15 protein-coding genes are annotated in these 13,345 nt (G+C 36.8%); all 15 read left to right on the top strand.

Annotated features, from left to right (window positions below):
- Positions 1-20: 20 nt before the first annotated feature.
- Genes H1A11_RS05345 through H1A11_RS05415 form a run of 15 tightly spaced genes read left to right on the top strand, consistent with a single transcriptional unit; the run spans position 21 to position 13,288 of the window.
- Positions 21-1,094, top strand: coding sequence for a polysaccharide biosynthesis protein (locus H1A11_RS05345; protein ID WP_181757834.1), 1,074 nt, complete (start codon positions 21-23; stop codon positions 1,092-1,094).
- Entirely contained in the window at positions 1,094-1,489 is a 396-nt protein-coding gene (locus H1A11_RS05350) for a WbuC family cupin fold metalloprotein (RefSeq protein ID WP_181757835.1), read from the top strand. The genes H1A11_RS05345 and H1A11_RS05350 overlap by 1 nt, the downstream gene beginning before the upstream one ends.
- A complete protein-coding gene (locus H1A11_RS05355) occupies positions 1,486-2,682 on the top strand; it encodes a capsular polysaccharide biosynthesis protein CapF (protein WP_181757836.1) in 1,197 nt (398 codons plus the stop codon). Before H1A11_RS05350 ends, H1A11_RS05355 begins: the two co-directional genes overlap by 4 nt.
- Position 2,683: 1 nt before the next feature.
- Positions 2,684-3,859 carry a UDP-N-acetyl glucosamine 2-epimerase gene (locus tag H1A11_RS05360; protein ID WP_181757837.1) on the top strand — a complete coding sequence of 392 codons (1,176 nt, stop codon included), beginning with the start codon at positions 2,684-2,686 and terminating at the stop codon, positions 3,857-3,859.
- 48 nt (positions 3,860-3,907) lie between these two features.
- On the top strand, positions 3,908-5,125 hold the full coding sequence (locus H1A11_RS05365; RefSeq protein ID WP_181757838.1) for a glycosyltransferase: 1,218 nt from the start codon (positions 3,908-3,910) through the stop codon (positions 5,123-5,125).
- A complete protein-coding gene (locus tag H1A11_RS05370; protein WP_181757839.1) occupies positions 5,064-6,347 on the top strand; it encodes an O-antigen ligase in 1,284 nt (427 codons plus the stop codon). Before H1A11_RS05365 ends, H1A11_RS05370 begins: the two co-directional genes overlap by 62 nt.
- Positions 6,348-6,352: 5 nt before the next feature.
- Positions 6,353-7,624: a hypothetical protein gene (locus H1A11_RS05375; RefSeq protein ID WP_181757840.1), complete on the top strand. Its 1,272-nt coding sequence runs from the start codon at positions 6,353-6,355 to the stop codon at positions 7,622-7,624.
- A complete protein-coding gene (locus H1A11_RS05380) occupies positions 7,615-8,601 on the top strand; it encodes a glycosyltransferase family 2 protein (RefSeq protein ID WP_181757841.1) in 987 nt (328 codons plus the stop codon). The genes H1A11_RS05375 and H1A11_RS05380 overlap by 10 nt, the downstream gene beginning before the upstream one ends.
- Entirely contained in the window at positions 8,598-9,227 is a 630-nt protein-coding gene (locus H1A11_RS05385; protein ID WP_181757842.1) for an acetyltransferase, read from the top strand. Before H1A11_RS05380 ends, H1A11_RS05385 begins: the two co-directional genes overlap by 4 nt.
- Entirely contained in the window at positions 9,227-9,970 is a 744-nt protein-coding gene (locus H1A11_RS05390; RefSeq protein ID WP_044468919.1) for an SDR family NAD(P)-dependent oxidoreductase, read from the top strand. The genes H1A11_RS05385 and H1A11_RS05390 overlap by 1 nt, the downstream gene beginning before the upstream one ends.
- 17 nt (positions 9,971-9,987) lie before the next feature.
- Positions 9,988-11,388 carry an AMP-binding protein gene (locus H1A11_RS05395; protein ID WP_181757843.1) on the top strand — a complete coding sequence of 467 codons (1,401 nt, stop codon included), beginning with the start codon at positions 9,988-9,990 and terminating at the stop codon, positions 11,386-11,388.
- Positions 11,389-11,402: 14 nt separating this feature from the next.
- On the top strand, positions 11,403-11,648 hold the full coding sequence (locus H1A11_RS05400) for an acyl carrier protein (protein WP_118132088.1): 246 nt from the start codon (positions 11,403-11,405) through the stop codon (positions 11,646-11,648).
- 8 nt (positions 11,649-11,656) lie between these two features.
- On the top strand, positions 11,657-12,031 hold the full coding sequence (locus H1A11_RS05405; RefSeq protein ID WP_255461537.1) for a DapH/DapD/GlmU-related protein: 375 nt from the start codon (positions 11,657-11,659) through the stop codon (positions 12,029-12,031).
- Positions 12,032-12,087: 56 nt separating this feature from the next.
- Complete coding sequence (locus tag H1A11_RS05410) at positions 12,088-12,699, top strand: sugar transferase (RefSeq protein ID WP_118132186.1); 612 nt, start codon at positions 12,088-12,090, stop codon at positions 12,697-12,699.
- A 1-nt stretch (position 12,700) separates the two neighbouring features.
- Positions 12,701-13,288 carry an MBL fold metallo-hydrolase gene (locus tag H1A11_RS05415; protein ID WP_098032044.1) on the top strand — a complete coding sequence of 196 codons (588 nt, stop codon included), beginning with the start codon at positions 12,701-12,703 and terminating at the stop codon, positions 13,286-13,288.
- Positions 13,289-13,345 lie beyond the last annotated feature (57 nt).

Genomic DNA, 13,345 nt, shown 5'->3' on the forward strand with positions numbered 1-13,345 from the left:
AATAAACCAAAATATATATTATGTCAGTATTTAAAGATAAAGTGTTGCTGATTACGGGTGGCACCGGATCGTTTGGAAATGCTGTGTTGCGACGTTTCCTCAATAGCGATATAAAAGAAATTCGCATTTTTAGCCGAGACGAGAAGAAACAGGATGATATGCGTCACCATTTGCAAAATCCAAAGGTGAAGTTCTATATCGGCAATGTGCGTGATAAGTCATCGGTCGATATAGCAATGGGCGGTGTGGATTATGTTTTTTCGGCTGCTGCACTCAAGCAGGTGCCGTCGTGTGAATTTTTCCCTTTGGAGGCAACAAGGACGAATGTCATCGGAACGGAAAACGTTCTATGTTCAGCCATTGAGCATGGTGTGAAAAATGTAGTGGTATTGTCAACTGACAAGGCTGCGTACCCGATTAACGCTATGGGTATCTCTAAGGCTTTGATGGAGAAAGTTGCTATAGCCAAGGGGCGCGAACTGGGCGAGGATGCAAAGACCACAATATGCTGCACACGTTACGGCAATGTGATGGCATCGCGCGGATCGGTAATTCCGCTATGGGTGGAGCAGATGATGAAGGGTAAGCCCATTACTATCACTGACCCAGAAATGACTCGTTTTATGATGACTTTAGATGATGCTGTTGATCTTGTGATTTATGCATTTACCCACGGTAAAAATGGAGACTTGTTTGTACAAAAGGCTCCGGCAGCTACACTCGATGTACTTGCTGAAGCACTTAAGCAGATCTATGCTAAAATTGACCCTAAATATGGTGAGACAGAGGTAAGGGTAATTGGAACACGTCATGGTGAGAAGTTGTATGAAACGCTCGTTACTCGTGAGGAAATGGCAAAGGCCATCGATATGGGTGATTACTACCGTATTCCTTGCGATACTCGTGATCTCAACTATGATAAGTTCTTTACTGAAGGTAATGAGAAAGTTTCTAAGATTGAAGACTATCATAGTCATAATACAGTACGTTTGGATATTGAGGGTATGAAGGAGCAATTGATGCGTTTACGTTTTGTTCAAGCAGATTTGGGTATGATTGAGACAGATACCAAACGAGAAATTCGTAGTGAATAATGATTATTACTAAGAAACTGTTTGATGATTTGTCGTATGAAGCAGTAAAATCATCTATACTGAGAGTAAATTACGATCTGCGTAATTCCGATTGTGAGCAATCGCAACGCATGCTTAATGCTTTAGAACCTGGGACACAACTTCCAATACATCGTCATCTTAAAACTTCTAAAATATGTTTGATACTTTGTGGTACTGCGGAAGAGATATTTTATGATGATAGCGGAAAAGAAAAAGAGCGTTTTTTGCTTAAATCTAATTCTGATTGTGTGGGAATCCAAATTCCAGCTGGAGTTTGGCATCGAATAGAGGTTCTTGAATCAGGAACTGTGATTTTTGAGGCCAAGGATGGTACGTACGAACCTATTTCTACTGAAAACATAATGAATATATGAAAATATTGGTAACAGGTGCCAAAGGATTTGTTGGTAAGAACCTTTGTGCGCAACTAAATAATATTAAAACGGGAAAAGCGCGGAATTATGCTGTAAAAATTGATGAAGTATTTGAATATGACATTGATTCTACACACGAGGAACTTGAACGGTATTGTCGCGAAGTTGACTTTGTGTTTAATTTGGCTGGTGTCAATCGTCCCAAGGATGAAAAAGAGTTTATGGAGGGTAATTTCGGTTTTGCTTCTACTCTGCTTGATACTTTAAAGAAATATGGCAACACCTGTCCTGTAATGCTTTCTAGTTCTATTCAAGCAACGTTGATTGGTCGGTATGCCCAAAGTGATTATGGTAGAAGCAAGTTAGCAGGCGAGAAACTTTTTTTTGCGTATGGAGCACAACACAAAGCCAAGGTACTCGTTTATCGTTTCCCAAATCTGTTTGGTAAATGGTGTTGTCCCAATTATAATTCTGTTGTTGCTACTTTTTGTTATAATATAGCAAATGATTTACCTATTCAAGTGAATGATCCATTGATGCAATTAGAGTTGCTGTATATTGATGATCTTGTTGAAGAGATGATTGCTGCACTTGGTGGTCAGGAGCATCACTGTGAATTTGATGGAGGAGAAACTGTACTAGACGAGAAGGGGCGTTATTGTGCTGTTCCGGTACGTTATAAGGTTACATTAGGTGAAATTGTCGAGATGCTTAATCGCTTCAAAGAGATGCCCAAAACTTTGGAAATACCGAATCTTACCCCGAATGGATTTGAGAAGAAATTGTATTCTACCTATTTAAGCTATTTGCCTAAAGAAAAAATGATATATGATTTGAAGATGAATGTAGATGATCGTGGTTCATTTACCGAAATTATTCGCACGGGTTCAGCAGGTCAGATGTCGGTCAACATTTCAAAACCGGGAGTTACCAAAGGTCAACATTGGCATCATACTAAAAATGAAAAATTTGTAGTGGTCAAAGGACATGGCTTAATTCAACTTCGTAAAGAAGGCTCAGAAGAAATTCTGAATTTTGAAGTTTCTAGCGATAAAATTCAAGTAGTAGAAATGATTCCCGGTTATACTCATAACATTGTTAACCTTTCAGAAACTGATGAACTTGTCACACTAATGTGGTGTAATGAGGTTTTTGATTCTAATCATCCCGATACATATTTTGATCCCGTATAAAATGAAAATAGATTATAGTGACATTCAGTTTACAGATAATGGTAAACTCAAACTTCTTATTATTGTAGGTACACGTCCAGAGATTATTCGTCTTGCGGCTACTATTAATAAGTGTCGTAAATATTTCGATGTTATCCTTGCTCATACAGGGCAGAACTACGATTACAACCTTAATGGGGTGTTTTTTAAAGATCTCAAACTTACCGATCCAGAGGTATATATGGACGCGGTGGGCGATGATCTTGGAGCAACAGTAGGTAATATTATTAGTTGCTCTTACAAGCTAATAGTCGAAATCAAACCTGATGCTTTGCTCATTTTGGGGGATACTAACTCTTGCCTCTCGGCTATTCCTGCTAAACGTCTTCATGTTCCTATTTTCCACATGGAAGCAGGTAATCGCTGTAAAGATGAATGTTTGCCCGAAGAAACTAATCGTCGTATTGTCGATATCATTTCTGACGTGAACATCTGTTATTCCGAACATGCTCGGCGTTATCTTGCTGACTGTGGCTTGCCTAAAGAACGTACTTATGTTAGTGGTTCACCTATGGCAGAGGTACTTCATGAAAATTTGGTTGAGATTGAAACCAGTGATATTCATCAACGCTTGGGACTTGAGAAGGGTAAATACATTCTGTTGTCTGCACATCGCGAAGAGAATATTGATACTGAGAAGAACTTTCTTTCTTTGTTTAATGCCATTAATGCCATTGCGAAGAAATACGATATGCCTATTCTTTATAGCTGTCATCCTCGCAGTCGTAAACGTCTTGAAGAAACTGGTTTTTCACTTGATTCGCGCGTGATTCGACACGACCCTCTCGGTTTTCACGACTACAATTGTCTCCAGATGAATGCTGCTGTTGTTATCTCAGATTCAGGTACGCTTCCCGAGGAATCTAGTTTTTTTACATCAATAGGACATCCATTTCCTGCCGTATGTATTCGTACTTCTACAGAGCGTCCAGAATCACTTGACAATGCGGGGTTCATTCTTGCTGGTATTGACGAAAAGAGTCTTCTGCAAGCTGTTGATATTGCACTTTCTATGGATACAAATGGTGATTATGGTACTCCTGTTGATGTATATGTAGGCGAAAATGTAAGTAATATAATCGTAAAACTCATCCAATCTTATACGGGTGTGATAGATAAAATGGTTTGGAGAAAGTAGAGATGCTTTTCTAATATATGAATAAATTCAGTTAAAAGTTGATTGTCAATGAAAATTGTACAAATAAATATTTTTTTTGATGAGGGTTCCACTGGTAAGATTGTTGGAGATATTCATTCCAGACTTTTGCGTGATGGTCATCAGTCTTATGTTGTATTTGGACGTGGAAAACATCAAGTAGATGATGACCCTATACATCTTTATCGTACAACCTCTGACAAAGTGAGCCAAATTTATCGTAAGATATCACGTGTGACAGGTTTACGATATAATATTGCGTATATTGAAACGTATCAATTGATTAATCGTATAGAGCGAATTAATCCGGATATAGTACATCTGCATTGTTTAAATTGTGCATATATCAATCCTTTTATTCTTCTAAAATATTTGGGCAAGAAGGGGTATCCTGTATTAGTGACTCATCATGCAGATGTGACAATAACAGCCAATTGTGATTATGCCTTTGATTGCAATAGATGGAAGACGGGGTGCGGAAAATGTAAAACAAATCAAATAGAACGGCGTTCATTTTGGTTTGATGGAACTCATTTATCTTGGATTCAGATGAAGAAGGCATTTGGATATGTAAAACACTTATATACTTCTGGAGTGTCGGATTGGATGTCTGATCGTGTACGTCAATCTCCTTTTTTTACAAATAGTGAGTGTCGTACCATTTTTAATGGTTTGGATATTGACGCATTCCATTACCGAGGTAAATGTGAGAATCTGAAAAAACAATTAGGATTGAAAGAAACTGATTCTGTTATTCTTCATGTAACTCCGGATTTTTCTGCTCCCAACAAAGGAGGGGAATATATAACAGAATTGGCAAAAAGGCTTCCTGATATAAAGTTTGTAGTTGTTGGAATCAAGGCTTCTAATTTGAAGGGCTTACCTTCTAATGTGATACCGATTTCTCATATTGATTCTAAGGAAAAGCTTTCCGAGTTTTACTCTATGGCAAATCTAACCCTGCTGACTTCTTATCGTGAATCATTTTCGATGGTTACCGCTGAAAGTTTATGTTGTGGAACACAGGTTGCTGGATTTATGGCTGGGGCTCCTGAAACAATTGCAATACCTGAGTACTCCACTTTTGTGGAGTACGGAAATATTGATTTACTACAGACTAAAGTTATGCAGTATTTGATGAAGCCTGTGTCTAAAACGACTATTTCTGAGGTCGCTTGTAAAGTTTATGATGCAGAAGAAATGTATTGTAAATATAGAAAGTATTATTGCTCAATTCTTAATGGATAAAATGTTTCGGGCTGAGAAAAAACGATATTACCAATTATGTGTGATAGTAGCTTTGTTATTGATAGTTTCTTATGATTCATATTGGTTTGGGACAAGCGGAATTGCTATATTTGAGCGTTTAAGAAATGTCTTTATTTTATTCCTTCCTATAATATTATTTGCAATAAATTATAAACAAAAATATTTGCAGAAAAATATTCACTTGTTATTAATATTGCAGATTATCGTTTTTTTCTCATCAATCATGAATGGAAATACTTTGGGTGCTCCATTACTAATCTTTTCAGGAATGATATTAGGTGTTTTTTTCGAGAAGAAATATTCTGTGGTTGAGTTTTTTTCATCTTTCTCGGATGTTGTGCTTGCTATATCATTATATTCATTAATAATCTGGCTTTGTGTAAATGCACATATTCTCCCTTCTACTCCGATTTCAAATATAGCAGATGCTGAAATGACCACTTCTTATGGCTGTGTTTTTTTTCCTATATTGTTGGGTACGGTGATTAGGAATTCTTCAATATTTCGAGAACCTGGTGTATTTATGATTATATTGAATATAGCTCTTATTTTTGAGTTGTTCTTTTTAAATAATAAATATAGAAATCTGCGTGTAGGGATTTTAATTGCTACTTTACTATCTACTTTTTCAACGGGAGGCATAATTAGTGGATGCATGATTGTTTTGACTTTTTTGTTTAATAAAAGGAATAGTGTATATGCTTGGATGGCTGTGTTTGGCATTATTTCAATATTGGCTTTTGGTTTTGTTACAGAAGACTATATGAATGAAATATTTGGGAAGTTTGAAACAATTCAGGAGTCAGGATCTGGTTTTGCACGATACTCCTCTGTTTTAGTTCCTTTGAATATTTTCTTTCAGCATCCTCTATTGGGGTGTGGGTTTGTTCAGTTTCCAGCGGAATACGAGAGGGTAGGCTATGAATTGTTTAATCGTTATATTGATTCAAAAGGTTTGGCAACAAATACATTTATGAATGTCTTTGCTATTTTTGGAGGCTTTTTAGGTGTTTTTATGCTTTGTGGATTATATAAATTTAGTAAATTGTTATCATCCGGAAGGCGGATATATACATTGTTATTTTGTTTGATATTATTTCTGATGTTTAGTAATGAATCAATGCCTTACTTCTCATTTTTATATATTTTTTTCTATTATGGATTTAATAGGAAAAGTATTTTACCTACTAAAAGCCTGTAGTCAATATGAATAAGAAGGTGCTTATTTTATCACGTAGTTTTAGAGCTGGTGATGCCATAACTACTCTGAACTTATTTTCCCGATGTCCTAAGAGTAATCTGTATTGTGTTTCTATGGTAGAAACAGAATTCGCATTAAATTTTAATGAGTATTATGTCTTAGGGAATGATGAAGTCTTATTTCGTTTTCCTTTCACCAATCTTGTGAACATTGGAAAATCTCATATCGCAACAGATAAATCTGTTGCTAATGATAATAAAAAGACATTAAAGAGGATAGCTTATGAAAACTTGTTACTTCCTGTTTTGCAATGTGTAGATTTGTACGAAACTCGGTATAAAATATTGTTGAGTGATAAATTGGAAAAATGGATTGTGAAAATATCTCCAGATATTATTTATACTTCAATAGGGGATATTCCAATGGCTCATTTTGTACTCGAGATTCATAGGCGTTTTCCAAATATAAAAATTGCGATTCATGGGTTTGATGATTGGTTAAGCCCTACTTATAAGATATTGAATGGTGCTCGACATAGAAAGCAGGCAGAAATATTACTAAAAAAGAATTTGGATATAGCTACTTATCGTTTTACGTCTAGTGAAAAGATGGCGTTAGAGTATGAAAATCGCTACGGATATGTATTTCGCTGTTTTCCAAATCCTGTGAAACTAAATACATTTCATGCAACAGCTAAAAAATCACTGATACCCAATATTGTTTTTGCTGGTAAAATAGGATGGCATAATAACTTAGCGATTAAAGATATGGTAGCAGCTGTTGATAATCTTAATCGTAAAGGAATCAAAGTACAATTTGATATTTATACAGATTGTACTTTAGAACAGGTACGTTATTTTTTAGGTGTTGTTGCAGATTCAACGGTTATTCATAAACCTGTGTCTAATATGATGATTCCATCTATTTTGGCAGCTGCGCACGCTTTATTTCTTCCGATTTCAATATCTGCTGTCGCTGAAAGGTTTACACGTTATTCGATGTCAACTAAAATGGGAGAATACTTGTCATCGGGTGTACCTATTATATATTGTGGACCGTCATCAATAGCTATGACAGAATTTTTCGGATATAAAAATTGTGCAGTAGTAGTTGAAAGACCTGGTGAGCAATATATGGAGGAAGCTCTTATAAAAGTATTGGCCGGTAGTGAAGAAATAAGTAAAATGTGTGATCGAGGAATTGAACTTGCTAAGTCTTATTTCAACATTGAACTTGTAAGTCAGGATTTTGCTAATGTGTTAGGGCTATGGGAATGAATATAAATCCTAAAATAAGTATAATAGTTCCTTGCTATAATGTTGCAGATTATTTACAACACTGCTTGGAGAGTGTTGCTGTTCAGCCAATAGGGCAAGTTGAATATTTATTCGTGAACGATGGTTCTACTGATGGAACTCTATCATTGCTTACTAACTTTTGTATAGATAAACCTTATTGCCATTTAATAAATCAAAGTAATACAGGTGTTTCAGGAGCTAGAAATGTTGCATTGAAGGTGGCAAAAGGAGAGTATATTTATTTGTTGGATGGTGATGATATTCTTACTGACGGGGCGATTTCTGCAATGTTAGAATGCATAGAGGATTCTTCTGTGGATATTGTTTTGTCAGAAGTAACTTTGTTGAAAGATGGAATCTCTCAAAGAATAAAATTACCCATGTGTACCGGAGAATATACCCCCGGTACTTTATACCGTTCTTGTAGAATATTTCCGACAATGCCTCAACTTCTTTATAAACGGGATATTATTGAAACTAATCATATTTGGTTTAATCGTGAGATACGTCTTGGAGAAGTGTATGAATTTACTATAAGGGTGTTGGCTAAGTCATCAAAGGTTAAAGTAACTTCTGATTGTTTCTTCTATTATGTTATGCGTTCGTCAAGTGCAACTCATAAGCCTAATTTTTTGATCGATTTGACAATTGTCGATACTTTAAAGCAATATGAACTCCATAGTAATGGATTGAACCGCTATACTTCATTTCAGGTAACGGCATTTAAGATGTTGATGTCCTTTACATATAATAAATATGTAAAATTAGGACTGGACGATAAAATCGCGGTAAATACAGTTGAAACAATATTATGTAACCAGTTATTCCACAAATATATAAGTAAGGTGGCTTATGCTCGAAAAGTTCCTGTTAAAGAGCGGATATTAGCTTTATATGTATTGCTCTTAGGTGTATTTGGCTATAAAATGCTTTCAAAATTAAAGAAATATATATGAAAAAATTAGTAATAATTGGTGCTGGTGGCATGGGGCGTACTATGTACGACCTTGCCCGTGAAAGTATTGGTTATGGTAGTAAGTTTGAAGTTGTTGGATTTATTGACGATAACTTGGATGCTTTGTCCGGTTTTGAGAATTACCCTCCTGTATTAGGAACTATTGCTGCCTACGAGTGTAAATCTGAAAATGTATTTGTCTGTTCTATTGGCGGGCATTCTAGAAAGGCATGCATTGAACAATTATTGATAAGAGGAGCAGAGTTTATTTCTTTAATTCACCATACAGCTCGTATTGGGACAAATGTTCATATGGGAAAAGGTAATTTAGTAGGTGCATTTACAACTATAGCAGCTGATGCTAAAATTGGTGATTACAATTTTATCCAATCGTTAACTATTATTGGTCATGATGTGACAATTGGTAGTTGGAATAGGATTGACTCGCAAGTGATGATGGTAGGAGCCACTACAATCGGGGATCATAATATGATTCATACAGGAGCAATGATAAACCATAATGTACATATTGGTGACAATTGTACCATCGGAGCATGTTCGTTTGTAACGATGGATGTCGAATCGGAATCAACCTTATTTTCTTCACCTGCAAGAAGACTAAAATAATGAGTGAGTTACTGAAAGATAAAGTCTGTATCGTAACGGGTGCAGCTCAAGGCATAGGTAAGTCTATTGCCTTGAAAATGATTGAAGATGGTGCAATAGTGTATGGCTGTGATCGTTTGGAAGGTTCCATGAGCGCTTTAGAGCTTGAGTTTGAAAGATTTCATGCATTGTATTTTGACGTGACCCATGCACAGGTTGCCAAAGAATCTATGATGCAGGTAAAAAAAGAACAAGGGCACATAGATGTATTGGTTAATAATGCGGGGGTGGTGTTCAATAAAAAAATAGGTATGATTGTCAGGGAAGAGACTGAATTGATGTTTCGTGTCAATGTGATTGCCGTGATTGAGTTGGTGCAATTAGTGTCTCGTCTGATGGCTCGCAATGGCGGAGGTTCCATTGTAAATATTGCATCTGTTACGGCTGTATTGGGCTCTCCGGGACAATCGGCTTATTCGGCTACAAAAGGGGCTATCATTTCTTTTACAAAGTCGGCTGCTAAAGAGTTGGCTCCGATAGGTGTACGTGTCAATGCTGTAGCACCCGGTATCGTGAAAACAGAGCGTTTTGCTGAGCTTTATGAAGATAGTAAAGAAAAAATAGATATGCGCATCGCTAAGATTGCTTTGGGGCGTTTGGGTTCTCCTGATGATATAGCTAATGCGTGCTCTTTCTTGGCTTCGGATCGTTCTTCATATATCTCTGGTCAGATATTGGGGGTAGATGGTTGCGCTTCAATTTAATGAAATAATTCTTGGTTATGATATTACAATTGAATAAACATCCGCAGGAAGCAATTGCTGCTATTGATGCAATGGAAAACATCCTGACTTACGGAGAGTTGGTGGATTTTTCTAATGAGATAGGCACTCTTATACCTTCTCGTTCCTTACTTTTTTTGTTGACAGAGAACAATGTGGGTGGTGTGGCCTGGAGTATAGGATGTCTTAATTCAGGAAATGTTCCTTTGATTTTGAATGCGCATATTGAAGAGGGATTATATAAGAATCTGTTTGAAATATACCGACCTTCTTATTTATGTGTACCTGTTGTAATGGCTATTTCTTTAACCTCCTATGAAGTGGTAACGGAACGTTATGGGTATGTGTTGTTGAGGATAGGCTTAGAAGCTTGTCCGATGTATGAGGATTTATCCCACTTATTACCTACTTCCGGTTCTACGGGAAGCCCTAAATTAGTGAGGCATAAATATGAAAATATTGAGGCCGCGGCACTTAATATATCCACATTCTTCCAATTAACAAAGGAAGACCGGCCGTTATTGGTATTGCCTCTTTATTATACTATGGGGCTTTCTGTTGTGTTCAGCCATCTCTATGTAGGTGCCACGATACTTATAACTAATCAGAACATGACTGACCGAGCTTTTTGGAATTTTATAAGGGAACAAAGGGCTACTAGTTTTACAGGGGTTCCTTATAGTTTTGAGATTCTGAATATGATGCGTTTCTTTCGTATGGACTTGCCTGATTTGAGATTATTGACACAGGGAGGCGGTAAAATGCCTCGTCAGTTAAATTTAAAGTTTGCAGAATATTGTAGGGACAATGGCAAGCAGTGGATTGCTACTTATGGACAGTCGGAAGGCACAGCCCGTATGGCTTATTTACCTGCGGAGTGGGCCGTTGAGAAAGTTGGTAGTATAGGATTAGCAGTTCCTAATGCCGAATTGTCGCTAATAGACAGTGAAGGGAATCTTATTGAAGAGGCAAATACCGAAGGTGAGATGTGTTATCGCGGTAAAAATGTGACACTTGGATATGCCCGTAAACGAGAAGATTTACTTTTGGGAGATGAACGCAATGGATTTATGCGTACCGGTGATTTGGCTTATCGTGATGAGGATGGATGTTATTACATTGTAGGTCGTATAGGACGTTTCTTGAAATTATTTGGGATGCGTATTGGACTGGATGAATGTGAACAGATAATCAAAGGAAAATTTCCTATAGAGTGTGCTTGTGTAGGAACGGATGAAAGAATGGTTATTTATCTCACAAACGGGCAATATGCTCAACAAGTGAAAGAATTGTTGGTAGAGAAAACAAAATTGGTAGCTTCTGTTTTCGATGTACGAATAATTGATGAAATACCCAGAAATGAAGCAGGCAAGATATTGTATAGTAAGTTTAATATATAAAAGTTGTAATAGAAATGACTAATATTGAGAAATATAACGCTGCTTTTGTAGAAGTGTTTGGTGTGACAGAAGAGGTCTTGAATGACAGTTTTTCAAAAGAAAATGTAGAAGGATGGGACTCGGTTCATCAACTGAATATAATTTCTATCTTGGAAGACTCTTTTGATGTAATGTTCGAGCCTGAAGAAATTATGGAATTAACTTCTTATGGGAAAGGAATTGAGATTTTGAATAGGTATGATATTGATTTGAAACTTTGAATTGTGCTATGCAAATAAGAAGAATTCTGTGGGGGATTCTCGTTGATTTATATCCTCGTTATCTCCGTTGGAGATACGGAATGGATATAGGTAAAAATTGCAGAATTTCATGGAAAGCCCATTTAGATAAGTCAATTAACCCTAAAGGTATCCATATTGGGGATAATACTTGGGTGCTTTCTGGTGCTATGATATTGGCACATGATCATTGTAGAAGTTTGAAAGCTGATACATATATTGGGAAAAATTGTGTGATAGGAGTTCGATCAATAATTATGCCAGGTTTATCTATTGGTAATCAGGTAGTTATAGGGGGGGTAGCGTGGTTACAAAAAATATTCATTCGAATTGTATTGCAGCAGGAAATCCTGCAAAGATATTGAAAGAGAATGTAAATGTTCAAAATGGAAAAATATTAATGAATTGATTGACGAATGTTATGCTATATTCTTACTTTTTAAAACGTACGATTGATTTTATTGTTGCTTTCTTTGTTTTGGCAGTTATCTGGCCCATATTACTTCTTCTGATAATTTTCCTCCATTTCACCAATAAGGGTGCCGGTGTCTTTTTCACCCAGGATCGCCCTGGAAAAAATGCCCGGATATTCAAAGCCATAAAGTTTAAGACAATGACAGATGAGCGGGATTCTGGAGGAAACTTGTTGCCGGATGCTGAACGCCTGACAAAGATTGGTAAAATAGTCCGTTCTCTTTCCATAGATGAATTGCCACAATTAATTAATGTATTAAAGGGGGATATGGCATTGGTTGGCCCCCGTCCTTTATTGCCGAAGTATCTTCCTTTATATTCAGAGGAACAGTTCCGTCGCCATGAAGTACGTCCGGGAATTACGGGGTGGGCACAGGTAAACGGGCGGAATGATATCAGTTGGAAACGTAAGTTTGAACTGGATGTGTGGTACGTGGATCATATTTCTTTCTGGCTGGACGTGAAGATTATTATGCTAACCATAAAGAAAGTGTTCGTTAGAGAAGGGATCAATAAGGAAGGTAATGCTACCACTGAGGCTTTCAACGGTCATAACTGAAATGAACATCCATCAGATTGTCAATTCTGTTTTCACCTCCAATGCTTATATACTGTCTGTTGAGGGGAAAGATGGGCATGTATTGATAGATATTGGGGATATTGCTCCTATAAAGCTGTGTGTTCAGGAAAAGTGCGGAACGGTACAAGCCTTGTTTCTGACTCATACTCATTACGACCATATTTATGGTATAAAAGATTTATTACGATTGTATCCTGATTGCACAGTTTACACTTCCTCTTTCGGTAAGGAGGCTTTAGGTTCGGATAAACTTAATTTTTCCCGTTATCACAATGATCCTGTAATATGGATGGGAGATAATGTGACGGTTTTACATGAGAATGATAAAGTGGAAATATTTCCGGGAATTTTCGTGGAAGTGTTTGAAACTCCCGGACATGATAAAAGCTGCCTTACCTATAAAGTCGAGAACAATGTTTTCTCGGGTGATTCATATATCCCGGGTGTTAAAGTCATTGCCTCATTCCCTAATAGCGATAGGGAAGATGCACGGATCTCGAAAGAACGTATCATGGAATTAACAAAGGATTGCAGTCTGTATCCCGGTCATGGAAACATTTATGAGTAAATTATCCCGATATCTGGAAAAAATTTATAAAGCCGTTTCCTTTCTTTTTATTCCCCA

The organism is Bacteroides sp. CACC 737 (assembly GCF_013874375.1).
Lineage (GTDB): Bacteria > Bacteroidota > Bacteroidia > Bacteroidales > Bacteroidaceae > Bacteroides > Bacteroides uniformis.

Excerpts from the sequence above, each read along its gene's own strand:
- H1A11_RS05355 (WP_181757836.1), top strand. The coding sequence starts at position 1,486 with ATGAAAATATTGGTAACAGGTGCCAAAGGATTTGTTGGTAAGAACCTT.
- H1A11_RS05410 (WP_118132186.1), top strand. The coding sequence starts at position 12,088 with ATGCTATATTCTTACTTTTTAAAACGTACGATTGATTTTATTGTTGCT.
- H1A11_RS05365 (WP_181757838.1), top strand. The coding sequence starts at position 3,908 with ATGAAAATTGTACAAATAAATATTTTTTTTGATGAGGGTTCCACTGGT.
- H1A11_RS05390 (WP_044468919.1), top strand. The coding sequence starts at position 9,227 with ATGAGTGAGTTACTGAAAGATAAAGTCTGTATCGTAACGGGTGCAGCT.
- H1A11_RS05375 (WP_181757840.1), top strand. The coding sequence starts at position 6,353 with ATGAATAAGAAGGTGCTTATTTTATCACGTAGTTTTAGAGCTGGTGAT.
- H1A11_RS05350 (WP_181757835.1), top strand. The coding sequence starts at position 1,094 with ATGATTATTACTAAGAAACTGTTTGATGATTTGTCGTATGAAGCAGTA.
- H1A11_RS05395 (WP_181757843.1), top strand. The coding sequence starts at position 9,988 with ATGATATTACAATTGAATAAACATCCGCAGGAAGCAATTGCTGCTATT.
- H1A11_RS05385 (WP_181757842.1), top strand. The coding sequence starts at position 8,598 with ATGAAAAAATTAGTAATAATTGGTGCTGGTGGCATGGGGCGTACTATG.
- H1A11_RS05360 (WP_181757837.1), top strand. The coding sequence starts at position 2,684 with ATGAAAATAGATTATAGTGACATTCAGTTTACAGATAATGGTAAACTC.
- H1A11_RS05415 (WP_098032044.1), top strand. The coding sequence starts at position 12,701 with ATGAACATCCATCAGATTGTCAATTCTGTTTTCACCTCCAATGCTTAT.
- H1A11_RS05405 (WP_255461537.1), top strand. The coding sequence starts at position 11,657 with ATGCAAATAAGAAGAATTCTGTGGGGGATTCTCGTTGATTTATATCCT.
- H1A11_RS05345 (WP_181757834.1), top strand. The coding sequence starts at position 21 with ATGTCAGTATTTAAAGATAAAGTGTTGCTGATTACGGGTGGCACCGGA.
- H1A11_RS05400 (WP_118132088.1), top strand. The coding sequence starts at position 11,403 with ATGACTAATATTGAGAAATATAACGCTGCTTTTGTAGAAGTGTTTGGT.
- H1A11_RS05370 (WP_181757839.1), top strand. The coding sequence starts at position 5,064 with ATGATGCAGAAGAAATGTATTGTAAATATAGAAAGTATTATTGCTCAA.
- H1A11_RS05380 (WP_181757841.1), top strand. The coding sequence starts at position 7,615 with ATGGGAATGAATATAAATCCTAAAATAAGTATAATAGTTCCTTGCTAT.